Below are 25087 nucleotides of genomic sequence, written 5' to 3' on the forward strand. Positions count from 1 at the left end.
GGTGCCCGCGACAGGATTCGAACCTACGACCTTCTGCTCCGGAGGCAGACGCTCTATCCACTGAGCTACGCGGGCGGACTCCAGGAGTCTAGCAACACCTGGGGGTGCGGCAGGCCGGGCGCGGGGCCCGGAGCGCCGGGTGTGAGAGGGACCTCACCGCAGCAGCGGGAGCTGGGCCCCGTGGAGCACGGCGGAGGGGTCCGCGGCGATGGAGAGGCCGCTGGGCTCGGCGCCGGAGCGCACCAGCAGGTCGCCGACCGCGGCGATCATCGCGCCGTTGTCGGTGCACAGCCGCGGCGGCGGGATCCGCAGCTCGACCCCGACGGCGTCGCAGCGCTCCTGGGCGACGGCCCGCAGGCGGGCGTTCGCGGCGACCCCTCCGACGATGACGAGGGTGTCCAGCCCGCGCTCCTGCACGGCGCGCAGCGCCTTGGTGACCAGCACGTCGACGACGGCCTGCTCGAAGGAGGCGGCGATATCCGCGACGGGCACGGGCTCGCCGGCGCGCTCGAGGGTCTCCACGGTGCGGGCCACGGAGGTCTTGAGCCCCGAGAAGGAGAAGGTGAAGGGCGCGTCCCGGGGCCGCAGCATGGCGCGAGGGAAGGCGAAGGCGGCGGGGTCGCCGCCGATCGCGGCGCGGGAGATCGCGGGACCGCCCGGGTAGCCGAGGCCCAGCAGGCGGGAGACCTTGTCGAAGGCCTCCCCCGCGGCGTCGTCGAGGGTGTCGCCGAGGTGCTCTATCGGGTCGCGCACGAGGTCGCCGACAGCGAGGATCGAGGTGTGCCCGCCGGAGACGATCAGGACGATGGACTGCTCGGGCAGGGGGCCGTGCTCGAGGGTGTCGGCGGCGGCATGGCCGGCGAGGTGGTGCACCCCGTACAGAGGCTTGTCCAGCGCCCAGGCGATGGACTTCGCGGCGGCGAGCCCCACGTGGACGGCGGTGGCGAGGCCGGGACCGGAGGTCACGGCGACATGGGTGATGTCCCGCGCCTGCACGCCCGCGTCGTCGAGGGCGATCTGCAGCGTCGGGACGACCGCGTCGAGGTGCGCGCGGGCCGCGATCTCGGGGACGACGCCGCCGAACATCGCGTGCTGGGAGGCGCTCGAGGCGAGGCCCTGGCCCAGCAGGACCCCGTCCGAGACGATCCCGAAGCCGGTCTCGTCGCAGGAGGACTCGACCCCGAGGACGACGGGCGCGCCGGAGGAGGTCACCGCAGCAGCGACATCGGGTCGGAGTAGTTGCCCGCCTCGTCCATCTTCGCGAAGTGGAGGTGGCAGCCGGTGGAGCGGCCGGTCGAGCCGACGTAGCCGATGGTGTCGCCCTGGGCGACGGTCGCACCCACCGAGGTGTTGAAGCCCTGGAGGTGGTAGTAGCCGGTGACGACCCCGTTGCCGTGGTCGATCTTCACGCGGTTGCCGGAGGCGTGGTGGTACTCCACGGCGACCACGGTGCCGGACTTGGCGGCCTTGACCGGGGCGCCGCAGGCGGCGCCGAAGTCGACGCCGTCATGGCCCTTGTAGTAGCCGAGCACGGGGTGGATGCGGCCCCCGTAGCCGGAGGTGATGGGGCCGGAGGAGGGGCGGATGTAGCCGGAGTCGCTGCCGACGACGGCCTCGCCCTCAGCGGAGTCGGAGCCCTCGACGGAGTCGGTCCCCTCGGAGGAGGCGGTGCCGGCGGCGCCCTCCGCGCCTGCGGCGGCCTCGGTGACGACGGGCTCGGGCTCGGGCACGGAGACCTCGATGCCGGTGCTCTCGACCTCGTCCTCGGCGGCGTCCTCCGCGGCGGCGGGGGCGGTGCGCTCCTCGGAGCGGCTCGCGGCGTCGCCCTCGGCGGCGCGCTCCTCGACGGCGGCCTCGGTGGTCGCGGCCGCGGCGTCGGTCGCGCCGGGCAGGGCCACGGGGGCGATCGCGGCGGCGGCCTGCGGTGCGGCGGCGGGGGCCTGGGCGATCGGCTCGGCCGGGGCGGCCTCGTCGACGCCCGCGGCGGCGGCGGCGAGAGGAGCAGCGATGGTGGCGGTGGCGAGGACGCCGAGGACGCCTGCCTTCACGGCGCCCGCGGGCAGGGCGTGGTCGCGGTGCGTTCCTCCGACCGTACGGTGCTTGCGCACCGCGGCGCGTCCATCAGCGCGATGATTCGCCACCTGAGATCCTCTTCCGTTTCGACTGCGAGTCTCGTCCGTGTATCCGTTCGGGCACGGCAGCTGTCCCGTGCGCGACGCCGGACGGGGAAGTACGCGTCGCTGAACAACGTCGACCAACCTATGTGCAGGTCAGCGCGTTGAGCGAGCGAGGCGACCGGGTCATTGCCAAGTTTTTGCCATGTCGGCTGAAAGGTGGGGAGATCTTGACGGGAGCGCCACCCGGGAGGGGTGCGCGTCACTGCTGCGGGCTGTTCCAGGCCCGCGATGCGGACTCCGCGGAGTCCCGCGCACCCCTGCTGGGGAGCGCTCCGGCAGGCGCCGTGGGAGTTCTGTGCAGGAGTCGTGGGGCACCCTCCGCCTCCGCGATCGTCCGAGGCACGCCGTCTAGAGTGACCCCCATGTCGACCCCGGACCGCAGCTCAGCCGCCGACTCCTCACCCGTGCGTGTGGTGGTGATCGAGGACGAGCCCACGATCACCCGCGCGATCGCCGACCGGCTCACCGCCGAGGGCTGGGAGGTCTCCACCGCCCTCGACGGCCCCTCCGGCGTGCGCACCGTCGCCGAGGTGCGCCCGGACCTCGTCGTGCTCGACGTGATGCTCCCCGGCTTCGACGGGCTCGAGGTGTGCCGACGCATCCAGGCCGACGAGCCGGTCCCGGTGCTCATGCTCACCGCGCGCGACGACGAGACCGACATGCTCGTCGGCCTCGGCGTCGGCGCCGACGACTACATGACCAAGCCGTTCTCCATCCGCGAGCTCGTCGCGCGACTGAAGGCGCTGCTGCGCCGGGTGCGCCGGGCGGGCCCGCCCGCGCCGGGAGAGACGGAGAAGCAGGAGGCGCTGCAGTTCGGCGACCTCGTGATCGACCGCGCCGGCCGACGGGTGATGCGCGCCGGGGTGCCCGCCCATCTCACGCCCACCGAGTTCGACCTGCTGCTGTGCCTGGCCAACGCCCCCGGCACCGTGCTCACTCGCGAGCAGCTGCTCGCCGACGTGTGGGACTGGGTCGACGCGACCGGCACCCGCACGGTCGACTCCCATGTCAAGGCGCTGCGCCGCAAGCTCGGCGCGGATCTCGTGCGCACCGTGCACGGCGTCGGCTACGCGCTGGAGATCCCGGAGGATCCCGAGGAGGACGCCCCGGCCGCCGACCCCGAGGGCGCCGTGACGGATCTGCACTCGATGCCCACCCCGCACGCGCCGACCTCGGACTCGTGAGCAGGCCCCGCCCCGGAGGCGTGGAGGCCCCCGCCGCGCACGCCCGCCGCCGGGTCCCCGAGCGGCTCGACGTGCGCCCGCTGGACCGATTCCGCTCCTTCAAGGTCAAGCTCGGGATCCTGGTGGGCGTGAGCGTGACCGTCGCGGCGCTGCTGACGCAGGTGAGCATCCGCGCCGGGATCGAGCCGCTGCTGTCCCTGCCGCTGGTCGTGATCGCCGCACTGGTCTCCACCCAGCTGCTCGCCCGAGGCATGACCTCCCCGCTGCGGCAGATGACCGCAGCCGCCCAGGCGATGGCGCGCGGGGACTACAGCGGTCCGGTGCGCGCCACGAGCCGCGACGAGGTGGGGCAGCTGGCCGAGGCCTTCTCCGTCATGGCCGCCGAGCTCGAGCAGACCGACCGCACGCGCCGGGACCTCGTCGCGAACGTCTCCCACGAGCTGCGCACGCCCGTCGCGGGACTGCGCGCCCAGCTGGAGAACCTCGTCGACGGCGTCACCGAGCCCGATCCCGCCGCGCTCGAGGTGGCCCTGACCGAGACCGAGCGGCTCTCCCAGCTCGTCAACCACCTCCTGGACCTCTCCCGGCTGGACGCCGGGGTGATCCACCTCGACCTCGAGGAGGTCGAGCTGACCCCCTTCCTCCACGAGGTCGTCGACGCCGCCGCCCTCGCCGCCGGCGGGCGGGAGGTGCGCTGGATCGTCGAGGTCGACCCGCCCGACCTCTCCGTCACGGCCGACGCCGCCCGGCTCCACCAGGTGATCCACAACCTGCTGGAGAACGCCGCCCGCCACTCCCCTGCCGGCGGCCGCATCCACATCCGCGCCTCCCGCACCCGGGAGGACGACGGGGTGCGGATCGACGTCGACGACGAGGGGCCCGGCATCGCGCGCGAGGACCGCGACCGCGTCTTCGAGCGCTTCCAGCGCGGCGGGGCCGCGGACTCCTCCGGCGGGACGGGACTGGGCCTGGCGATCGCGCGCTGGGCGGTGGGCCTGCACGGCGGGACGATCGAGGTGCTCGACGATCCCCGCAGCGCCGGTGCGCAGGAGGGGCGCTCCTCCCTGATCCGGGTCGTGATCCCCGACCCCGGCCCGGAGGCGTGATGTCCCCCACCACCGGCGTCCCGTGCCGCGCGCGACCTGCGCCGCGGCGCGCACCGGGACCCGCGGGCCGTTACGCTGGAGCCATCCGTATCTCTCGATTGTGAGAAGGCTGGCGATCTCAGAGTGTCACAGCAGACACAGGACTCCGATTCCACGGAGTTCGGCCCCAATCAGTGGCTCGTGGACGCGCTCCGCGAGCAGTGGCGGGAGGACCCCTCGAGCGTCGACCCCAGCTGGGCGGAGCACTTCGCCTCCACCAGCTCGGCACGCGCCGAGGCTCCCGACGCTCCCGGGCAGGGCCCGGAGACCTCCGAGGCGGCGACGGCGCCGCCCGTGACGGCTCCTCCCTCGTCCCCCGATGCGGCGCCCGCCGCCGCGACCGCGCCCGACGACGCCGCTGACGAGGCGCCCGCGCCGGCCACCTCCACCCCCGCTCCGGCCCCGTCGCCGACGCCCGCCCCCTCCTCCCCGGCCGCCCCGTCGGCCGCCTCGACGCCCGCGAAGGAATCCCCTGCCGTGAACGAACCCACCTCGACGCCCGCCCCGAGGACTCCCGCGGTCTCCACGACCTCCGACCGTCCGGCCAAGGTCCCCACGACCACCGCGCAGATCCCCGCGGTCGAGCTGCACGAGCCGGAGCCCACGAAGCTGCGCGGCCCGGCCGCCGCCGTCGTGAGGAACATGGACGAGTCCCTCACCGTCCCGACCGCGACCTCGGTGCGCGACGTGCCGGTCAAGCTCCTGTTCGACAACCGCATCGTGATCAACAACCACCTCAAGCGCCACCGCGCCGGCAAGGTCTCCTTCACCCACCTGATCGGCTGGGCGATGGTCGAGGCGGTCACCGAGATCAACGACATGAACAACGGCTTCGACGTCGACGAGAAGGGCAAGCCGCTCCTGCTCAAGCGCGAGGACGTCAACTTCGGCCTCGCCATCGACATGCCCCGCCCCGACGGCTCCCGCGGCCTCGTGGTGCCGAACATCAAGGCGGCGCAGCGCTTCGACTTCCGCGGCTTCTGGAGGGCCTACGAGGAGGTCGTCAAGAAGGCCCGCGCCGGCAAGCTGACGATGGACGACTTCACCGGCACCACGGTCTCGCTGACCAACCCCGGCGGCATCGGCACCGTCCACTCGATCCCGCGCCTGATGAAGGGCCAGGGCGTGATCGTGGGCGTCGGCGCGATGGACTACCCCGCCCAGTTCCAGGGCGCGAGCCCGGCGACCCTCGCCGAGCTCGCCGTCTCGAAGGTCATGACGATGACCTCGACCTACGACCACCGCATCATCCAGGGCGCCGCCTCGGGCGAGTTCCTCAAGCGGATGGCGGACAAGCTGCTGGGCAGGGACGGCTTCTACGACCGCGTCTTCGCCTCGCTGCGCCTGCCCTACCAGCCCGTGCGCTGGGTGCCGGACAACCCCTTCCGCCACACCACCTCGGAGCGCCTCGCCCGGGTGATGGACCTGATCCACTCCTTCCGCGTGCGCGGCCACCTCATGGCGGACACCGATCCGCTGCAGTACAAGGTCCGCAACCATCCGGACCTCGACGTGGAGACCTACGGCCTGACGCTGTGGGACCTCGACCGCACCTTCCCGACCCGCGGCGTGGGCGGCAAGGACCAGATGACGCTGCGGGACATCCTCGGCGTGCTGCGCGACGCGTACTGCCGCACCATCGGCGTGGAGTACATGCACATCTCCGATCCGGAGGAGCGCCAGTGGATCCAGCAGAAGATGGAGACCCCGCGCGAGCCCTTCGACAAGGCAGAGCTGACCCACATCATGGACCGCCTCAACGCCGCCGAGGCGTTCGAGACCTTCCTGCAGACGAAGTTCGTCGGCCAGAAGCGGTTCTCCCTCGAAGGCGGCGAGGCCGTCATCCCGATGCTCGACACGGTGCTGCACGGCGCCGCCCACGAGGGTCTGGACGAAGTGGCCATCGGCATGTCGCACCGCGGGCGCCTGAACGTGCTCTCCAACCTCGCCGGCAAGAGCTACGGCCAGATCTTCCAGGAGTTCGAGGGCAACTACGGCGAGAAGCTCGGCTCGGGCGATGTGAAGTACCACCTGGGCACCGAGGGCACCTACACCTCCCATGACGGGAAGTCCACGAAGGTGTACCTCGCGGCCAACCCCTCGCACCTCGAGGCCGTCAACCCCGTCCTCGAGGGCATCGTCCGCGCCAAGCAGGACCGCCTCGAGCGCCCCGAGGAGTTCCCGGTGCTGCCGGTGCTCGTCCACGGCGACGCGGCCTTCGCCGGCCAGGGCGTGGTCACGGAGACGCTGAACCTCTCCGAGCTGCGCGGCTACCGCACCGGCGGCACGATCCACGTGATCATCAACAACCAGATCGGCTTCACCACGCTGCCGGACTCCTCGCGCTCGTCCTTCTACTCCACGGACGTCGCGAAGTCGACCCAGCTGCCGATCTTCCACGTCAACGGCGACGATCCCGAGGCCTGCGTGCGGGTCGCCGAGATCGCCTTCGAGTACCGCCAGAAGTTCCACCGCGACGTGGTCATCGACATGGTCTGCTACCGCCGCCGCGGCCACAACGAGGGGGACGACCCCTCGATGACGCAGCCGGAGATGTACAAGCTCATCAACGAGAAGGCCTCCACCCGCAAGCAGTACATGGAGACCCTCGTCGAGCGCGGCGACCTCACCGAGGAGGAGACCGAGGGCCTGGTGCGCAACTTCCAGGAGCACCTCGACGAGGCCTTCGCCTCGACCCGCTCCGACGCCGGCTCCGCGAAGCCCGCGGAGGCCAACGTGCAGGGCCTGGACCTGCCGGAGGCGCAGCAGGGCAGCGACGCGCCCGAGCAGGCCGCCACCGCGGTCGACGCGTCGGTCGTGACGCGTATCGGGCAGGCGCACGCGGAGGTCCCCGAGTCCTTCACCGTCCACCCCAAGCTGCGCCAGGTGCTCGAGCGCCGCACGCAGATGTCCTCGCAGGGCGGGGTCGACTGGGCCTACGGCGAGCTGCTCGCCTTCGGCTCCCTGCTGATGCAGGGCCACCGGGTGCGCCTGGCCGGCCAGGACTCGCGCCGCGGCACCTTCGTGCAGCGCCACAGCGTGCTGATCGACCACGAGAGCGGCGACACCTGGACCCCGCTGTCCTATCTCAGCGACGACCAGGCACGCTTCAACGTCTACGACTCCTCGCTCTCGGAGTTCGCGGCGCTGGGCTTCGAGTACGGCTACTCCGTGGAGAGCCCGAACTCGCTGGTGCTGTGGGAGGCGCAGTTCGGCGACTTCGTCAACGGCGCCCAGACGATCATCGACGAGTTCATCTCCGCCTCCGAGCAGAAGTGGGGCCAGAACTCGAGCGTGGTCATGCTGCTGCCGCACGGCTACGAGGGCCAGGGGCCCGACCACTCCTCCGCCCGCATCGAGCGCTTCCTGCAGCTGTGCGCGGAGGAGAACATGCGGGTCGCGGCGCCGTCCACCCCGGCGAGCTACTTCCACCTGCTGCGCAAGCAGGCGCTCACCGAGCCGCGCAAGCCGCTGATCGTCTTCACCCCGAAGTCGATGCTGCGCAACAAGGCGGCCGTCAGCGCGGTCGAGGACTTCACCTCCGGCACCTTCGAGCCGGTCCTGCCGGACACGACCGTGGACCCGGCCGGCGTGCGCCGCGTGCTGCTCGCCTCGGGCAAGGTGTACTGGGACCTCGTGGCGCGCCGCGAGAAGCTCGGCGCGACCGACACCGCGATCGTCCGCGTCGAGCAGCTCTACCCGCTGCCCGAGGCGCAGCTGCGCACCGCCCTGGACGCCTACCCCGATGCGCCGCTGGTGTGGGTCCAGGAGGAGCCGCAGAACCAGGGCGCCTGGAGCTTCATGGCGATGAACTTCGCCGTCGAGGTGGGGCGCACCCTGCGGGTCGTGGCCCGTCCGGCCTCGGCCTCCCCGGCCACCGGCTCGACCTCCGCGCACAAGGCCGAGCAGGAGGATCTGCTCACCCGCGCGTTCGAGGCCTGAGCGACCCGCGGCGCGGGCCACGGGTTCGCCCGTGGCCCGCGCCGCCGTTAGAGTGAACCGACCCCGTCCCCTTCCAGGAGGTCCCGGTGCAGACCGTGCCCACTTCGCCCGTCCCGGATCCGGGCTCCCGGATCCGGATCATCGCGCTCGGCGACGAGCTCCTCGCCGGGATCGGCGACGCCCGAGCGCTGGGCTGGCTAGGCCGGGCCGTGGCCAGCGAGCAGGGTGCCGACTGCCGCATCGACGTGTTCTCCGCGGCGCTGCCGGGCGAGACCTCCGCGGAGCTGGCCGAGCGCTGGGACGCCGACGTCAAGCGTCGCTTCTCCGAGCAGGGCCGCGCCGACGGCTCCGTCGACCACCGGGTGGTGCTCGCGATGGGCCGCGCCGACGTCGAGGCCGGGATCTCCCTGGCCCGTTCGCGCCTGAACCTCGCCAAGATCCTCGACGGCCTCGAGCGTCTGCGGATCCCCGCCTTCGTGGTGGGCCCCGCCCCGAGCCGGGACCCGGCCACCACCGCGGGCGTGCGCGAGCTCTCCGGTGCCTTCGAGGACGTCTGCGCGCGGCGCCGCATCCCCTACGTCGACACCGTCGGCGGGCTGGTGGGCCACGACCAGTGGGAGAGCGACCTCGCCCGCTCCGCCGGCGACCACCCCGGGCAGACCGGCTACGGCCTCATCGCCTGGCTGGTGCTGCACAGTGGCTTCGGCTCCTGGCTCGGCACCTCCCGCTGACCCCATCGGCGCCTGCCCGCGCCAGCCCGGCGTGGCGCCCCGGCCCGCACCGTCTCCCCGGGACGTCCCGCCCTCCCCGGAACGCATTGCTCCCGAGAGCATCGAGTGGCGCATCTGGACCGGAATGACACAGGAATACCGGTCCAGATGCGCCACTCGATCCCCCTGTGCCGCGAAGCGGGCCGGGCAGCGGGCGATCGGCCCGGGGCGCGGGCGGGTGAGGTCCGACTCAGGTGCTGCGAGGGGGTTGGACGAGGCTCCGCGCGGAGCCTCCGATATGGCATGATCGACGGGTTCATTCCGGGTGAAGGAAGGAGAGCGTGATGAGCAAGCGAGGACGCAAGCGCAAGGCTCGCCGCAAGAACAGCGCGAATCGCGGCAAGCGGCCCAACAGCTGACCGCGCCGTCGCCGGAGGCGACATGACGAAGGGCTCCTCCCCTCGGGAGGAGCCCTTCGTCATGTCCAGGGGGGCGCTGCGGCCCGTGCCGACGGGCGCCGGGGCCCGCGGCTCAGGCCGGGGGCAGGGTGCGGCGCGTGGTCGTCGAGCGGGTGACGCGCACCGTGGAGCCGTCGGCCCCGGTGGTCGTGCTCGTGCTGGTGGTGGTCACCGTGACGGTGCGGCACGTGTCGGCGATGCGGGCCCGCAGGTCGGAGGGGGCGCGGTCCGCGCAGCTGCGGCGCACCAGCTCCTTCAGCCGGCGCAGGCGCTCCCACTCGTCGGCGCACTCGGGGCAGTCGTCGGTGTGGCGGCGCATCCGCTCGACGGTCTCGCGGGGGAGCTCGCCGTCGAGCGCCTCCTCGAGCCCGAAGCGCATGTCGCGCGTCGAGCCGGTCGCCGTCTCGCGCCTCGAGGCCTCGCGCATCGCGCGGTCGTCCTGGGTCATCGCTCCTCCTCCCGGTCCGCGGTGCCGGCTCCGGTGTCGTCGGCGGCGTCCCCCGCCGAGGGCTGCGCACGCAGGAAGCCCGTGCGCCGGGCATGATCGGTGAGCTTCTCGCGCAGCTGGCGCCGCCCGCGATGGAGCCGGGACATGACCGTGCCGATCGGCGTGTCCATGATCTCGGCGATCTCCTTGTAGGCGAAGCCCTCGACGTCGGCGAGGTAGACCGCCATGCGGTAGTCCTCCCGCAGCTCGGACAGTGCGTCCTTCACCGCGGAGTCCGGCAGGTGGTCCAGCGCCTCGGCCTCCGCCGAGCGCAGGCCCGTGCTCGAGTGGCTCGAGACCTCCGCGAGCTGCCAGTCCTCGACCGTGTCGGTCCAGGCCTCCTTGGGGCGGCGCTGCTTCTTGCGGTAGCTCGAGATGTAGCTGTTGGTCATGATGCGGTACAGCCACGCCCGCATGTTCGTGCCCGGGGTGAACCGGTCCTGGGCACGGAACGCCTTGACGAAGGTGTCCTGGACCAGGTCCTCGGCATCGTGCGGATTGCGGGTCATCCGCAGCGCGCCGCCGTAGAGGGAGTCCAGATGCGAGAGCGCCTCGGTCTCGAAGTCGAAGTCCGCCGCAGGATCGGGCTGCTCCGCGGAGGGCATGCCGGTCCCGTGGTCGGAAGTGGGCTGTGTCTGCGTCATCGTCCCCAAACTTACGCCACACGGGATCGCGGGGGCTCGCTCCAGCAGTCCGGTCGTCATGCCTCGCTCCCTCCTCCCCGGCACCCGCCGGCGTGCTCGACCGTCCCGTCGGGGCCCCGACGGGGGCGCAGAACCGCGTCCGCACCGTCCAGTGCAACGCGACGGGCGTGGGGGATGTTCCTCGGGCGGTAGTGTGGGGGTCGGTGATCTTCCCGACAGGGCTGATCACCGGACCGTCGTTACCCGCTCAGAACGTGAGGACACCATGGCCCTGGTCCGCCGGATCGCACGACCGCTGCTCGCCGCCCCCTTCGTCTTCGAGGGCGTGCGCACCGCGCTCCACCCCGAGCGCGAGATTGACGTCTACCCGCAGGCCTTCGACGCGGTCGACTCGGCGCTGACCAAGAGCTCCGCGCCGGGCTTCATCGACTCCCGCGCCGTGGTGCGCGCCGCCGGCGTCGTCGCCGCGGGCGCCGGCGTCCTCTACGCGACCAACCGCGCGCCGCGCGCCGCCGCCGCGGCCCTGCTCGTGACCACCTCGGTCGGCTGGGCCGGTCGGAAGAAGGTCTGGGAGCTGCGCGGCGAGGAGCTCGTCGCCGAGGTGCAGTCCATCCTCACCGACGCCGGCCTGCTGGGCGGCGTGCTCCTGGCCGTCGTCGACCACGACGGTCGCCCCTCGCTCGGCTACCGGGCGAACAAGTTCGTCGAGCGCAGCCAGAAGAAGGCCGCGCAGAAGCAGCGCGAGCTCGAGAAGAAGGCCGGGAAGCTGGAGAAGAAGGCCAAGGGCGCCGTCTCCTCCGCCCAGAAGCAGCTCGCCGACCAGCACGGCTGATCTCCATGGGTTCCGAGGTGCTGTGGAACGCACCGGTCGCCGACCAGCCGGTCGACGCCCTGGTGCGGGTTCCCGGGTCGAAGTCCCTCACCGCACGCTGGATGCTGCTCGCCGCCGCGGCGAGCGAGCCGTCCACGCTGCGCGGCGCGCTCGTCTCCCGCGACACGCGGCTGATGCGCGATGCGCTCGAGCGGCTCGGCGCAGCGCTGGAGGTGCGCGACGGGGTGCTGCACGTCTCCCCGATCCCGCCGGCCTGCGAGCATCCCGCCGAGCCGATCGAGATCCACACCGGCCTGGCCGGGACCGTGATGCGCTTCGTGCCGCTGCTCGCGGCGCTGCGCCACGGCGACGTGCGCTTCACCGGTGACGACGCCGCGCTCGTGCGGCCCATGGACGCGGTCGTGCAGGTGCTGCGCGGCCAGGGCGTCGAGGTGACCGAGCACGGCGAGCCGGGACGCCTGCCGTTCACGGTGCACGGCCGGGGCACGCTGCCCGGCGGCCGGGTCGAGGTGGACGCCTCGGCCTCCAGCCAATTCATCTCCAACGTGCTGCTGGTCGCGGCGCGGGCGGAGACGGACCTCGAGCTCGTCCACGTGGGCGAGGAGCTCCCCTCCCTGCCCCATATCGACATGACCCTGGAGACGCTGCGCCGCGCCGGGGTCGAGGCCTCGCACGAGGTCGACGCCGAGGGCCGTCACTCCTGGAGGGTCGCGTGCGGCCCGATCCGTCCGCTGGAGGTCGTCGTCGAGCCGGACCTCTCCAACGCCGGGCCGTTCCTGGCCGCGGCGATGGTCACCGCCGGCACGATCGCGGTGGACGACTGGCCGGAGACCACCACCCAGCCCGGCGACGCCTATCGGGAGCTGCTGACGCGGATGGGCGCCGAGGTGTGGCGCGAGGACGAGGCGGTGGTGGTGCGCGGCACGGATGCGCTGCACGGCATCGAGGCGGACATGTCGGCCGTCGGCGAGCTCGTCCCCACCGTCGCGGCGCTGTGCGCGCTCGCGGACTCCCCCTCGCGGATCACCGGCGTCGCGCACCTGCGCGGGCACGAGACGGATCGCCTCAAGGCGCTGGCGACCGAGCTGACGAAGGTCGGCGCCCGCACCGAGGAGCTGCCCGACGGGCTCGTGATCACGCCGGGCCCGCTGCGCGGCGCCGTCTTCGAGACCTACGAGGACCACCGCATGGCGACCGCCGGCGCGATCATCGGCCTGCGCGTCCCCGGCGTGCAGGTGGTCGACGTCGGCACCACGCAGAAGACCCTCCCCGACTTCGTGGGGATGTGGCTGTCGATGCTCCACCCCGAGCCGGCGGAGGGCGACGCGTGAGCCCCGTGCCGCGCGGGTCGGGTGCGCCCCGGCACGGGGCGCCCCGGTCCCCGCGCGGCCAGGAGGGCACCTCGTGGTGAGGCGGTCCGTCCGCGACTTCGACGAGTCCGACGTGCGGGTCCGCCCCAACCGGCGCGGCTCCCGCCCCCGCACGAAGGACCGGCCCAAGCACGAGGACGCGATCACGGCCCGCGTCGTCTCGGTGGACCGCGGGCGCTGGCGCACGATCGTCGGCGAGGGCACCGAGGACCAGCGCGCGGTCACCGCGATGCGTGCCCGGGAGCTCGGCCGCTCCCCCGTCGTCCCCGGCGACCTCGTCGGCCTCGTCGGCGACACCTCCGGGCGCGAGGGCACCCTCGCCCGCATCGTGCGCATCCAGGAGCGCAGCTCCTTCCTGCGCCGCAGCGCCGACGACGACGACTCGACCGAGCGGCCCCTGGTCGCGAACGTCGACGTGATGGTGATGGTGACGGCGCTGGCCGATCCCGAGCCGCGCGGCGGCATGATCGACCGCTGTCTGGTCGCGGCCTACGTCGCCGGTATCGACGCCCTGCTCGTACTGACGAAGGCGGACCTGCGCGCCCCGGAGGAGTTCCTCGCCGCCTACGCCCCGCTCGGCCTGGAGCACGTGGTGACGCGGCGCGAGACCCCCGCGGAGGCGGAGGACCCGGAGCGCCCCGGCATCATCGGACTCGAGCAGCTGCGCGAGCGACTCTCGGGACGGATCAGCGTGCTCGTGGGCCATTCCGGAGTGGGCAAGTCCACCCTGCTGAACGCCCTGGTCCCCGGCGCGGGCCGCGCCACCGGCGTGGTCAACGACGTGACCGGGCGCGGCCGCCACACCTCCTCCTCGGCGCTCGCGATGCAGCTGCCGGAGGACGACGGCTGGGTCATCGACACCCCGGGCGTGCGCTCCTTCGGCCTGGGGCACGTGGACCCCGACGAGCTGCTGGACGCCTTCGCCGACCTCGCCGATCTCGCCGAGCAGTGCCCGCGCGGCTGCACCCACCTCGAGGACGCGCCCGACTGCGCGCTCGACGATCTCGTGGACGAGGGCGAGGCCGGCACCGCGGGCCCTGCGCGCCTGGCCTCCTACCGACGCCTGGCCGAGGCGCTGCGCCGCAACGACCCCTGGGACGTCTGAGCACCGAGTCGCTGCGGCCCGACAGGGGCGCGGGACCCTATCGTGGTCCCCATGTCCAGCCGCTACGCCGATGACCTGCGCCTCGCCCACGTGCTCGCCGATGCCGTGGACCAGCTGACCACCTCCCGGTTCAAGGCGCAGGACCTCGAGATCTCGACCAAGCCCGATCTCACCGAGGTCACCGATGCCGACAGGGCCGCCGAGCAGCTGGTGCGCTCCCAGCTCGCCCGCGCCCGCTCCCGGGACCAGGTGATCGGCGAGGAGTTCGGCTCCACCGGCGCGTCCCCGCGGCAGTGGGTGATCGACCCGATCGACGGGACCAGCAACTTCGTGCGCGGCGTGCCCGTCTGGGGCACCCTGATCGGCCTGATCGAGGACGGCCGCCCCGTCGTCGGCCTGGTCTCCGCGCCGGCGCTGGGACGCCGCTGGTGGGGCGGGGAGGGCGCCGGGGCCTGGACCGGCTCGCGGCTCAGCAGCGCGACGCGCCTGCAGGTCTCGACGGTGAGCACGCTCGAGGAGGCCTCGCTGTCCTACTCCTCGCTGCACGGCTGGGCCGATCACGAGCTGCTGCCCGAGATGCTGAACCTCATGCAGCGCTTCTGGCGCACCCGCGCCTACGGCGACTTCTGGTCCTACATGCTCGTGGCCGAGGGCGCGGTGGACGTCGCCTGCGAGCCCGAGCTGAAGCTGCACGACATGGCCGCGCTGGTCCCGATCGTCACCGAGGCCGGCGGCCGCTTCACCTCCCTGGACGGCGAGCCCGGTCCGTTCGGCGGCAATGCGGTGGCGACGAACTCGCTGCTGCACGAGGAGGTCCTCGAGGCGCTCGTCGCCCGGGAGCGCTGAGCCCCGGCCGGCCGCTGTCCGCCAGGACTCGCGCGGCGGCAGCCGGGGCCGGCGCTCGGTACGATGGCGGGACCCAGCGTCGCGGGATCGACCCTGTCCTCCCGTGCGCCCGTTCCCGGACTCTCGGAGGTTCCGCCCTATGACCGTCAAGCGCGTCGCACTGCTCACCGCCGGGGGCTACGCCCCGTGCCTCTCCTCCGCCGTCGGCGGACTGATCGAGCGCTACACCGAGCTGGTGCCGGACGTGGAGATCATCGCCTACAAGCACGGCTACTGGGGCCTGCTCTCCGGCGAGAAGATCGTGGTCGACGACGAGGTGCGCGCGAAGGCGGGCATCCTCCACAACTACGGCGGCTCCCCCATCGGCAACTCCCGCGTGAAGCTCACCAACACGAAGGACCTCGTCAAGCGCGGCCTGATCCAGGAGGGCGAGAACGCCCTCGAGGTCGCCGCGAACAAGCTCAAGGACGACGGCGTGGACGTGCTGCACACCATCGGCGGCGACGACACCAACACCACCGCCGCGGACCTCGCCGCCTACCTGCACGAGCACGGCCACGAGATGCAGGTCGTCGGCCTGCCCAAGACCATCGACAACGACATCGTCCCGATCCGCCAGTCGCTCGGCGCGAAGTCCGCCGCGGAGCAGACCAGCATCTTCGCGCAGAACATCATCGCCGAGCACGGCTCGAACCCGAAGATGCTGATCGTCCACGAGATCATGGGCCGCGCCTGCGGGTATCTCACCGCGCAGGCGGCGGAGTACTACCAGCAGTGGCACTCCCAGCAGGAGTGGCTGCCCGGCATCGGCCACTCCGCCGACCGCTGGGACGTGCACGCCGTGTTCCTGCCCGAGCTCAAGCTCGACATCGAGGCCGAGGCCGCTCGTCTGCGGAAGGTCATGGACGAGACCGGCTGCGTGAACATCTTCCTCTCCGAGGGCGCGGGCATCCCCGAGATCGTCGCCGAGATGCAGGCGCGCGGCGAGGAGCCGGAGAAGGACCCCTTCGGCCACGTCAAGATCGACACGATCAACCCCGGCCAGTGGTTCGCGAAGCAGTTCGCCGAGAAGCTCGGCGCGGAGAAGGTCATGGTCCAGAAGTCGGGCTACTTCTCCCGCTCCGCGAAGGCGAACCCCGAGGACATCCGCCTGATCAAGTCCATGACGGACTACGCCGTGCAGGTCGCCCTCGAGGGCGGCTCCGGCCTCATCGGCCACGACGAGGAGCGCGGCGACGTGCTGCGCGCGGTCGAGTTCGACCGCGTCGCCGGCCACAAGGCCTTCGACATCTCCCAGCCCTGGTTCGCCGAGGTCATGGAGCGCACCGGGCAGAAGATCGTCCCGGCCGAGGCGCACTGAGCGTCCCGATGAGCCATCGGGCGGGAGACCTCGTGAGCGGCTCCCGCCCGCGCGTGCGCACCTGGCGCCGCACCCTGCGCGCGCTCGCCCTGGAGGGGCGGGCGCGCGCAGCGCGTCCCGGCGCCGACGAGCGTGCCCGGAATCTCGCTGGGCCAGGCATTCCGGGCGGCGAGACCGGCGGGGCGGCCCACGGGATCTCCGGCGCCGACGGCGTGCTGCACCTCTCCTCCGGCCCACACGCCACAGCGCTCGCCCTGGACCGCGGCCCGCTCGCCCCTCCGGTGCTGCTGCGCCCCCGGCAGGGACGCCTCGGCGACTGCTGGCTGATGGCGCCGATGCTCGCCCTCCACGAGACCGCGCCGGAACGGCTGCGGGCACTGATCGGCGAGGAGACGGACGGGATCGTGACCGTCCGCCTGCCGGGCCTGGAGGAGCCGCTGCGGGTGGACCGTCGCTTCCCTGTCGATGCGCGCGGAGTGTTCCAGTACGGCAGGCGGGACGGCGCGAACCCCGGCTGGGTGGGCGTGCTCGAGAAGGCTATCGCTGGTCACATCGCCGGGGACTACGCCTTCCTGCAGCGGGGCCTGGCCCGCTACGGCTTCGCGCTGCTGCTGGGTGAGCGGGTGCGCACGAACCTGCGCCTGCCCGATGCGGGGCAGGTCCTCGCCTGGCGGGCCGAGGGGCGCGCGCTCTGCGCCTCCACGCATCCGCTGAGCCTGCGGGTGCCGTCGGCGGCCGGTCCCCTGCCGCCGAACCATGTCTTCGCCGTCGTGGGCGCCGACGCGACGAGCGGACATCTGCATCTGCGGAACCCGGTGCGGCCGGCGGAGCTTCTCGTGCTCGATGCGCGCTCGTTCCGGCGCGGGTTCCTGTCCGTCGACGTCACCGCACCGTTGCGGTGACGGGTCGGGCCGTCCGCTCCTGATGATGGGCTCCGCGGTGATCGAGGTCGACGAGGGCGTACCCCTACACGTCGTGCAGTGCGGTCCCCGAAGCCGTGGTCGAGACCGTCGGGCTCCTCGCGTCGGCCGCAGTCGGTGATCGAATCACCGTTGAACAGGCGCGTGCGCGCGGTGGAAGGGAGAGTCGCAGTCAAGGCACTCGTCGTGCCAGGAGTCGCTCTCGTCACCGACGCCGTGCACACTGCCCGGTCCGCGGTCGCGCCGTGGGGATGGCAGACCCGATGCCACCCTCGATCCCCGCGAGCAGCGCGCGGAGCGTGTCTCGGACAGGCCGGCCCCACCGGCCGGTCGACGACTCGGCGCACCCTCTGGCTGTGACGTACCCTGCAAGGATCCGAGGCCATGGGAGGAGATCATATGGGCGACAGTCCGAAGTCCGGGGTGAACGTGCTGCTGGTGGCCGACCCGGGCCTACCCACGGCCCGAGCGCGATCGATCCAGGATGACCTGCAGGAGCTGCTCGACGAGGCGTTCAGCCCCCCGATCACTCTCAACGTCCAGACCGCGATGCTCCGTTTGCGGCCCGACAACTCCCTCGATCTCTCCGACGCCGTCGAGCTGGCACGCGAGTACGGATCACCGGAGGCGGTGCTGCTGCTCACCGAGATCCCGCGACTGGACGATGGCCATCCCTTGATCGCAGAGATCTTCCCCGACGAGAGGATCGCCGTCGTCTCGTGCCCCACGCTCGGAGCGTTCTTCAGCCGCCGCCGTATTCTCGACACACTGATGGCGTGCACCCTGCGGCTGAAGCCGACCAGCGAGCCCCGGGACCCCTCGATGTTCGACCGGTCCTGGCTCCGCTGGGCCCAGAGCCCGGACGGCAACGACCATTCGACGCTCCGGGCACGCCGGATCACCGGCGGTCTCCGCACGGTCCTCGGGATGGTCGCCGGCAACGAGCCCGTGAAGACGGCGCCGCGCCTCTCGAGCGCCCTCGCAGCGGCAGCGGCCACCGGCGCATTCGGCATCTTCTACAACTCGATCTGGGTCATGTCCACCTACCTGTCGACGCCGCGGCTCATCGGCGTCGGGCTCCTCGCGATCGCGGCGATGACGGCATGGCTCATCGCCAGCAACGGGCTCTGGGACTCGCCGGAGCGGGAGAATCTCGCACGGGTCGTCCTTCTCTACAACCTCTCCACGGTGGTCACTCTGGTGCTGTGCGTCCTCGTGCTCTACGCGGCGCTGGTCCTGCTCATCCTCGCCGGAGGCCTGATCGTCATCGCTCCCGAGTACATGGAGGACGTGACCGGGCAGCCTCCCGTCTTCACCCGTTACCTCGACATCGCGTGGCTCAGCGCCGCCATGGGCGTCGTGGCCGGCGCGCTCGGCTCGAGCTTCGACCAGCACACCGACCTCAAGACGCTCACCCATGGGCAGAGGGAGCGCCAGCGTAAGTACACCGAGGAGGACTCGTGATCGTCGGCGGTGGGTCGTTCAGCCGTAAGCAGGTGCTGGGCAGGGTGCCGGCGCTGGCGGGGCGGTTCTTCTCGCGGGTGGGCGGGGAAGCGTCGTCCTGGGTCCGGTCGAGGCCTGCCTGGTGGAGGCAGCTTCGGCCGAGGTCGAGGTGCTCGGCGGCATCGACAGGATCGCTTACGAGCCCCCGGCGCTGAACCGGGCACAACACGAAGGCCCCCGATCCGCATTTCTGCTGATCGAGGGCCTTCACTTCGTAGCGGGGGCAGGATTTGAACCTACGACCTCCGGGTTATGAGCCCGGCGAGCTACCGAACTGCTCCACCCCGCGGCGACATCAGTAACTCTAGGACGACCCGGCCCCCGAGTCCAGCCGAAAGGCCTCCGACGTGGGCCATGCCACGTTCACGGGCCGTTCACCCGCGCTCTCGTGCCTGGAAGGCCCTGCTGGGACTCTCGCGGCCCGCCTCGCGCACCACGTCGCAGCCTCCGCTGCGCAGCTCCGCGCCCCTCCGACGACGACGAGGACGCCCGCCGCGCACCGGCCTCAGCCGGCGCCGCGACGGGCGTCCTCGGATCCGGGATGCTCCCGGCGGTCGAAGGCGGGGGGTCAGCCCTCCCCGCCGCCGTCGGAAGCCGCCGGCGTGCCGGACCCGCCGAGCTCCTGGTTGGCCTGGACAGCCCGGTTCAGCGCATCGGCCAGGCGGTCCTGCGCGTCGCCGTACGCGGCCCAGTCCCCCTCGGCCATCGCCTTCTCGGAGTCGGCGACCGCGGTGTCCATGTCGGTCAGCGCCTGGTCGAGGCGCTGCTGGGGGGTGCCGTCGGCCGCGGGGGCCTGCTGCTCGCCCTCGGCGGGGGCCTCCCCGTCTCCCTCCTCGACGGTGCCCTCGCCGGTCTCGGCGTCGGCCGTGCCGCTGGGGGCATCGGAGTCGGTGACCTCCGCATCGCCGGCGGAGGCTCCCGAGTCGCCGCCGAAGACCAGGTCGAGCGCCTCGTCCAGCGTCGGCGCGAAGCCGATCCGGTCGCCGAAGGAGACCAGCACCATCTGCAGCAGCGGGTACTGGGTGCCGCCGCCGGTCTGCGAGGACTGCAGATAGACGGGCTGCACGTAGAGCAGTCCGCCGCCGACGGGCAGGGTGAGCAGGTTGCCGTTGATCACCTCGGAGGCGCCCTGCTGCAGCAGGTTCAGAGCCTGGGACACGTTCGGCTCGGCGTTGAAGGTCGCCTGGACCTGTCCGGGACCGTTGACCGGGTTCGAGGACGGCAGCCGCAGCAGCGTCATGTCGCCGTAGCTGTCCGCCGGATTCCCCTCGGTGCCGCCCGTCTCCGAGTCGACCGCGAGGAAGCCGGTGAGCACGTTCTGCCCCTCGGAGGGGATGAAGCTGGAGGAGAGCGTGAAGCGCGGCTGCTCCTCGTCCGGCATCTGCATGGTGAGGTACATCGGCGGCTGCGGGGCCTGCTGGCCGGCGCTGCCGTCGGGGTTGGTGGGCGCCGGGACCGTCGGGTCCGGCGGCACCTGCCAGAAGTCCTGCTGGGTGAAGAAGTCGTCCGCGTCGGTGACGTGGTACGTGGAGAGGATCTGGCGCTGCGCCTTGAAGTAGTCCGCCGGGTAGCGCAGATGCGACATCAGCTCGCCACTGATCTCCGAGGCGGGCTGGAGGGCGTCCGGGAACACCTCGGCCCAGGACTTCAGGATCGGGTCCTCGGTGTCCCAGGTGTACAGCGTCACCGAGCCGTCGAAGGCGTTCACGGTCGCCTTCACGGAGTTGCGCATGTAGTTCGCCGAGCGCTCGCGGTTGCTCGCCGAGGCGTTCGGATCGGTCTGGGAGTCGTTCACCGTCTGCTCGAGGTCCACCGACTGCGCGTAGGGGTACTCGGTCGTGGTGGTGTATCCGTCGACCACCCACACCATCTGGTTGTCCACGACGGCGGGGTACATCTGCGAGTCCAGCGACAGGAACGGCGCGACCTCGCGGACACGCTGCTGCGGGTCGCGGTCGTAGAGGATCTGCGACTCCTCGTTGAGGTAGTTCGAGATCACGATGTTCGGGTCGCGGAACTTGATCGCGTACAGCAGCTGGTTGAAGAAGCTGCCGACGGCGGGCCCCCCGTCGCCCTGGAAGGTGTTGTAGACCTGCTCGCCGCCCTGCTCGTCGTCCGTGCTGCCCTGCTGGTAGTCGAACTCCTGGGGGTCGGCCCCCTCGGGCGCTCCGACGATCGAGTAGTCCGGGGAGTGGCGGCCGAAGTAGACCCGCTCCTCGTACTCGCCGAACGCGCCCTCGCCGGGCACTCCCGACTCCAGGAAGCTCGGCTCGCCGTCGGAGTTGCGACGGTTGCCGTGCGCGGCGGCGGCGCCGTAGCCGTGCGTGTAGGTGATGTGCTGGTCCACCCAGGAGCGGTCCGAGAGACCGAACTTGTCCGGCCGCAGCTCGCGCACGCCGATCACAGTGTCCTGCAGCTGGCCGTCGATCTGGTAGCGATCCACGCTGAGGACGTCGTCGAAGCCCCAGTAGCGACGGTTGGCCTCGCGCTGCTCGAAGGTGGGCGAGATGACGTTGGGGTCCATCAGACGGATCTGCGCCGTGGTCGAGGCATCCTCGCGCAGCGCACCCGAGGTCGCGTCCGTGCTGGCCGTGTAGGGCACCTCGGTGACGTCGTCGAGGTCGAACGCGGTGCGGGTCGCGTCGATGTTGTTCTGGATGTAGGGCTGCTCGAGCGCTCGCTCGTTGGGCTGGACCTGGAACTGCTGGATGGCCCAGGGGTAGAGGTTGCCGACGGCGAGGGTGGACAGGATCATCAGCCCGGCGCCGATCGCGGGGATGCGCCAGTCGGAGCGGAAGATCCACACCACGAACAGCGCCGCGACCACCACCGCGGCGATCGCGAGGATCGTCTGCGCGGGCAGGATCGCGTGGACGTCCGCGTAGGAGGCGCCCTCGAAGCGGGTGTGGGAGGCGGTCAGCAGGTCGTAGCGCTGGAACCAGTGCCCTGCGCCGAGGAAGAGCACGTAGATCGCGGCGAGCACGCCCAGGTGGCGGCGCGCGGTGCGCGTGACCTCGAGCCCGCTCTCCTGGCCCCAGCTCACGCCGCCGTAGACGAAGTGGCCGATGAGGGCGCCGACGATCGCGACCAGCAGCACGAACTGTCCGAAGGAGACCAGTACGTCGATCACCGGCAGTGTGAAGACGTAGAAGGAGATATCGTTGTCGAAGACGGGATCGGTCCGGCCGAAGTCCTGCGGGTGGAGGAACAGCTGCACGTCCTGCCAGCGACGGGACAGCGCGAGCCCGCCGAAGGCGCCGATCACGATCGGTGCGCCGTAGGTCAGGCCGCGGCGCAGCGGGTCCACCGCGGCGCGGAACTGCTCCAGCGCCTCCTGCTCCCGCGTGATCGGCGGGTAGACGGGGCGCTTGGTGTACGCGATGCGGAGGCTGAGGAACAGCGGCACGGCGAACACCACGAAGCCGGCGACGAACAGCAGCGCCTGGGTGACCCACCGCGTGACGAGCACGTCGGTGAACTGGAGCTGGTCCATCCACAGGTACTTCGTCCACACCTCCGAGGCGAGGACGAGGAGCGCGATGAGCACGCCGAGCGCGATCACCGTGATCATCAGAGGGGAGATCCTCCGGGGCTCGCCGGAGCCTCCGTCGGGGGCCGGTCGTGGGCGCGGCCGCGGCATGTCGCCGAACTGGGCGGAGAAACTCACAGATAACCTCTGGTGCCTCGAAGTCGGAGCGCACACGGGGCCCCCGACGTCGTGGGGTCCCAGAACGCGGCCCGGGTACAGTGTGGTGCCGCCGTGTCGCACGGCGGTCACCCCATTCTGTCAGGCCGAACCTGTAAGGGACCTCTCGATCCGATGACGACTCCTGCCCAGGACCCGCTGGACGCGCCCACGGCCGCGCTCGCCGCCGCCGTGCTCGAGGTCGCCCGCCATGTCGAGGACGGCCCGCTGCCCGCGCCGCGCCTGTTCGCGCTCGCCCGCAGCGCGGAGCTGATCGCCGCCTCCCCCGCCCTCGCCGCGCTGCTGGGCGCCGAGGGCGAGGGCGCGAACGCCCACGACGACCTGCACCTCACGCCGATCGACCTCGACGAGGGCGCCGCTCCCTCCGGTCCGTCCGACGGGCAGGAGGATCCGCTCGCGGCGCTCGAGAAGGTGCAGTGGCCGGACATGGCCGCCGGCGGCGCGATCGCCTGCGATCTCGCGCCCGCGGCCTGGTCGGTCCGCGACGGGGAGCATAGCGCCGGCGGCGCCGCGCTGCCGTCGGGGCGTGTGCTGCGCGTGGTGGTCGCGGCACTGGGCGACGGCACCACTTGGTCGGCGGCGCACCGCGGCGGCGAGGACGGCTACGTCCTCGGCGCCGCGCTGCTGCCGGAGATCTCCGAGGCGCTGGTGCAGACCCTGCAGTCCGGGAGCTGACCCCCTCCCCCGTCGGGATCCGCTGACGGGCTCAACCGACGGAGCGCGTCCCGTCGGTCGACCGCCGCCTCGTCCGCCTGCACCGCGGTGCGGCTCAGAAGGCCGGCGCGAGCGAGTCCTCGCCCTCCGTCTCGTCCGCATCCTCGGGGTTCGCCGAGCTCGCCTCGGTGAGGATCTCCCCCGAGTTCGGGTCCAGGTTCGGGACGTCCTGCGCGCGCAGCGGCTTGGTGAACTGGGAAGAGCCGTAGGTGAGGTCGTGGCCGATGGACTCGGCCTGGAGGTTCAGGGAGTAGCGGGTGATGCCGTCGGTGCCCTGCCACTCCGAGGTGTTCAGCCGGCCCGTGACCAGCAGCGGCTGTCCCTTGTGGATCGAGCGCATCACGTTCTGGCCCAGCCCGCGGCGGGCGAAGACGGTGACGAACTCGGTCTTGCGGTCGGCGAAGTCCTGCGTGGCGGTGTTGTAGTAGCGGCCGGTGACGGCGATCCGAAGCTTGACGCTGGTGGATCCGTCCTCCTGCCGGTGCTCGCTGGGATCGGCGGTGACGTTCCCCATCAGCGTCGTCAAGCTTCGCCAACTCGTACTCAGGGGGTGGGGCGGCCCCGCATCACCACGTCGACGCGGCGCTCGTCGTTGAAGTCCACCGAGACGGACTCGACGGCTCGCGCGAGGAGCGCTCGCCGGTGGGTGGTGGGGAGGATGTGCCAGTCCTTCACGAGGCTGACGACGGCGTCGTGCATCGGAGGGATCGCGTGCTCGGCGGTCGCGGCTTGGAGCGCGTCGCGGGCGGTGGCGAACTTCTGCTCGATCGCGGGCGCCGCGGCGGCGTAGGCGTCGGCGCTGATGACGTCCTCGGCGAGCTGCACGGCGAGTCGGCCGAGCGAGGTCTTGTGCTGCTGGATCGTGCGCTTCAGCGCCGCGGTGTCCACGGCCACGGGCCGCGTCTCGGGGATCGCGGTGGTCTCGATGTCCTCAGCGGTCTCGACGAGCTTGTCGTAGACGGCGTCCTCGACGACCCGCGTGGGCACCTGGGCGTGGCTGTGCCCGCCGGTGAACCTCGAGGCGAAGCAGCGGTAGTAGAACCAGCGGCCGCGCGCCGACGCGCCGGTCAGTGCCCGTCCGCACACGCCGCAGCGCACGAGCCCTGCGAGGAGGTAGTCCGACGCCTCCCTACGCGGGGCCGCCGCTCGGGTCTTCCGCGCCTGCCGGTAGGCCGCGTACTCGGCCTCGGTGATGAGGGGCTCGTGCGCACCGGGATGCCACACGCCCTGGTGGTACACCCTCCCGACCGCGAACTGCCTGTCCATGATCTGGCGGAGGTTCCCCGCGGTCCAGACGTTGCTGCCCGTCGCGGTCGGGATGCCCTGCGCGTTCAGCCACACGCACAGCGAGTACATCGTCTCCCCCGCGATGAACCGCCTGTACAGGCCGGCGAAGACCGGCCCCGTCACCGGGTCGGGGAAGAACATCTTCTGCTCGGGGTCGTACACGTACCCGAACCGCGGCTTCCCGTCGTGCGGCAGCCCGTTCCGCACCCGCCGCGCCTGGGTCTCCTTCCACTGGTCGCCGGCGCGCTCGGACTCGAACGCCGCGATCTCGATCATCATCCCGCGCGCGAGCCGCCCGATCGACGTCGACGTGTCGATCGGCTCGGTCGCCGACTCGATCCGACCCCCGGCCTGCTGCGCACGATCCGCCGCGAGGTACCAGTCGAGCCGGTTCCTGCTCAGCCGCGACCACTTCCACAGGATCACGACGTCAGCGGCACCGGACTCGACGGCGTCCATCACCGCCGCGACGCCGGGCCGATTGAACGTCCGCCCCGACAGCCCCGGATCGGACTGCACATCGACGACCTCGTACCCGTGCCGGGCCGCGTACTCCCGGCCCGCGGTCTCCTGCAGCTCGAGGCTGATCGACTCCTCACGGAACGTCGACTGCCGCAGATACAGCGCGGCGCGCTCCCGCCGCCCCTTCTCCACCATCACGCACTCCCCTCCCCCGGCACAGGCTCCCGCGCCGCTG

General features: G+C 71.9%; 19 protein-coding genes and 2 tRNA genes. 12 read left to right on the plus strand and 9 right to left on the minus strand.

The window, feature by feature from the left end; translation table 11 throughout:
* Positions 1 to 2: 2 nt before the first annotated feature.
* The 3 genes from DEU31_RS14805 to DEU31_RS14815 all read right to left on the minus strand — a co-directional run bounded on the left by DEU31_RS14805 (position 3) and on the right by DEU31_RS14815 (position 2141).
* Positions 3 to 75: transfer RNA gene (locus DEU31_RS14805), tRNA-Arg, on the minus strand.
* A 78-nt stretch (positions 76 to 153) separates the two neighbouring features.
* Positions 154 to 1212, minus strand: coding sequence for a tRNA (adenosine(37)-N6)-threonylcarbamoyltransferase complex transferase subunit TsaD (gene tsaD / locus DEU31_RS14810; protein ID WP_010549613.1), 1059 nt, complete (start codon positions 1210 to 1212; stop codon positions 154 to 156).
* Positions 1209 to 2141: a M23 family metallopeptidase gene (locus DEU31_RS14815; RefSeq protein WP_243733854.1), complete on the minus strand. Its 933-nt coding sequence runs from the start codon at positions 2139 to 2141 to the stop codon at positions 1209 to 1211. The genes tsaD and DEU31_RS14815 overlap by 4 nt, the downstream gene beginning before the upstream one ends.
* Positions 2142 to 2539: 398 nt before the next feature.
* Here DEU31_RS14815 and DEU31_RS14820 point away from each other — a divergent pair, with 398 nt between their 5' ends.
* The 4 genes from DEU31_RS14820 (at position 2540) to DEU31_RS14835 (ending at position 9179) form a co-directional block, all read left to right on the plus strand.
* Positions 2540 to 3361 (plus strand): response regulator transcription factor, encoded by an 822-nt coding sequence (locus DEU31_RS14820; RefSeq protein ID WP_133677683.1) that lies wholly within the window; start codon positions 2540 to 2542, stop codon positions 3359 to 3361.
* 20 nt (positions 3362 to 3381) lie between these two features.
* Positions 3382 to 4467 carry a HAMP domain-containing sensor histidine kinase gene (locus DEU31_RS14825; RefSeq protein WP_133677684.1) on the plus strand — a complete coding sequence of 362 codons (1086 nt, stop codon included), beginning with the start codon at positions 3382 to 3384 and terminating at the stop codon, positions 4465 to 4467.
* Between the two features lie 123 nt (positions 4468 to 4590).
* The gene (locus DEU31_RS14830) at positions 4591 to 8448 is read left to right on the plus strand and encodes a multifunctional oxoglutarate decarboxylase/oxoglutarate dehydrogenase thiamine pyrophosphate-binding subunit/dihydrolipoyllysine-residue succinyltransferase subunit (protein ID WP_029360196.1); all 3858 of its coding nucleotides are present in this window, start codon (positions 4591 to 4593) and stop codon (positions 8446 to 8448) included.
* 86 nt (positions 8449 to 8534) lie between these two features.
* On the plus strand, positions 8535 to 9179 hold the full coding sequence (locus tag DEU31_RS14835; RefSeq protein ID WP_010549618.1) for a GDSL-type esterase/lipase family protein: 645 nt from the start codon (positions 8535 to 8537) through the stop codon (positions 9177 to 9179).
* Between the two features lie 510 nt (positions 9180 to 9689).
* Here the strand turns inward: DEU31_RS14835 and rsrA are convergent.
* Both rsrA and DEU31_RS14845 read right to left on the minus strand, forming a co-directional pair.
* Positions 9690 to 10064 carry a mycothiol system anti-sigma-R factor gene (gene rsrA, locus DEU31_RS14840; protein WP_010549619.1) on the minus strand — a complete coding sequence of 125 codons (375 nt, stop codon included), beginning with the start codon at positions 10062 to 10064 and terminating at the stop codon, positions 9690 to 9692.
* Positions 10061 to 10708: a sigma-70 family RNA polymerase sigma factor gene (locus DEU31_RS14845; protein ID WP_050815718.1), complete on the minus strand. Its 648-nt coding sequence runs from the start codon at positions 10706 to 10708 to the stop codon at positions 10061 to 10063. Before DEU31_RS14845 ends, rsrA begins: the two co-directional genes overlap by 4 nt.
* Before the next feature lie 304 nt (positions 10709 to 11012).
* Here DEU31_RS14845 and DEU31_RS14850 point away from each other — a divergent pair, with 304 nt between their 5' ends.
* From DEU31_RS14850 to DEU31_RS14880, 7 genes are all read left to right on the plus strand, one after another.
* The gene (locus DEU31_RS14850; protein WP_010549621.1) at positions 11013 to 11579 is read left to right on the plus strand and encodes a DoxX family membrane protein; all 567 of its coding nucleotides are present in this window, start codon (positions 11013 to 11015) and stop codon (positions 11577 to 11579) included.
* Positions 11580 to 11584: 5 nt separating this feature from the next.
* Entirely contained in the window at positions 11585 to 12910 is a 1326-nt protein-coding gene (gene aroA, locus DEU31_RS14855) for a 3-phosphoshikimate 1-carboxyvinyltransferase (RefSeq protein WP_010549622.1), read from the plus strand.
* 76 nt (positions 12911 to 12986) lie between these two features.
* Positions 12987 to 14054 (plus strand): ribosome small subunit-dependent GTPase A, encoded by a 1068-nt coding sequence (gene rsgA / locus DEU31_RS14860; protein ID WP_100199637.1) that lies wholly within the window; start codon positions 12987 to 12989, stop codon positions 14052 to 14054.
* 51 nt (positions 14055 to 14105) lie between these two features.
* A complete protein-coding gene (gene hisN, locus DEU31_RS14865) occupies positions 14106 to 14900 on the plus strand; it encodes a histidinol-phosphatase (protein ID WP_010549624.1) in 795 nt (264 codons plus the stop codon).
* A 139-nt stretch (positions 14901 to 15039) separates the two neighbouring features.
* Positions 15040 to 16260 (plus strand): pyrophosphate--fructose-6-phosphate 1-phosphotransferase, encoded by a 1221-nt coding sequence (locus tag DEU31_RS14870; RefSeq protein ID WP_010549625.1) that lies wholly within the window; start codon positions 15040 to 15042, stop codon positions 16258 to 16260.
* Between the two features lie 32 nt (positions 16261 to 16292).
* Complete coding sequence (locus DEU31_RS14875; RefSeq protein ID WP_029360199.1) at positions 16293 to 17162, plus strand: C2 family cysteine protease; 870 nt, start codon at positions 16293 to 16295, stop codon at positions 17160 to 17162.
* 417 nt (positions 17163 to 17579) lie between these two features.
* Positions 17580 to 18644, plus strand: a complete 1065-nt coding sequence (locus DEU31_RS14880) for a hypothetical protein (RefSeq protein ID WP_133677685.1) — start codon at positions 17580 to 17582, stop codon at positions 18642 to 18644.
* A gap of 254 nt (positions 18645 to 18898) precedes the next feature.
* Here the strand turns inward: DEU31_RS14880 and DEU31_RS14885 are convergent.
* A tRNA-Met gene (locus DEU31_RS14885) sits at positions 18899 to 18972 on the minus strand.
* 279 nt (positions 18973 to 19251) lie between these two features.
* On the minus strand, positions 19252 to 22254 hold the full coding sequence (locus DEU31_RS14890) for a UPF0182 family protein (protein ID WP_243733855.1): 3003 nt from the start codon (positions 22252 to 22254) through the stop codon (positions 19252 to 19254).
* Positions 22255 to 22503: 249 nt separating this feature from the next.
* Here DEU31_RS14890 and DEU31_RS14895 point away from each other — a divergent pair, with 249 nt between their 5' ends.
* The gene (locus DEU31_RS14895; RefSeq protein ID WP_133677686.1) at positions 22504 to 23064 is read left to right on the plus strand and encodes a PPA1309 family protein; all 561 of its coding nucleotides are present in this window, start codon (positions 22504 to 22506) and stop codon (positions 23062 to 23064) included.
* Between the two features lie 94 nt (positions 23065 to 23158).
* Here DEU31_RS14895 and DEU31_RS14900 read toward each other — a convergent pair whose 3' ends face one another.
* A complete protein-coding gene (locus DEU31_RS14900) occupies positions 23159 to 23617 on the minus strand; it encodes a single-stranded DNA-binding protein (protein WP_126988551.1) in 459 nt (152 codons plus the stop codon).
* Between the two features lie 29 nt (positions 23618 to 23646).
* Positions 23647 to 25047, minus strand: coding sequence for a recombinase family protein (locus tag DEU31_RS14905; protein ID WP_133677687.1), 1401 nt, complete (start codon positions 25045 to 25047; stop codon positions 23647 to 23649).
* Positions 25048 to 25087 lie beyond the last annotated feature (40 nt).

It is taken from the genome of Brachybacterium sp. AG952 (assembly GCF_004362645.1).
GTDB classification, from domain to species: Bacteria; Actinomycetota; Actinomycetes; order Actinomycetales; family Dermabacteraceae; genus Brachybacterium; species Brachybacterium conglomeratum.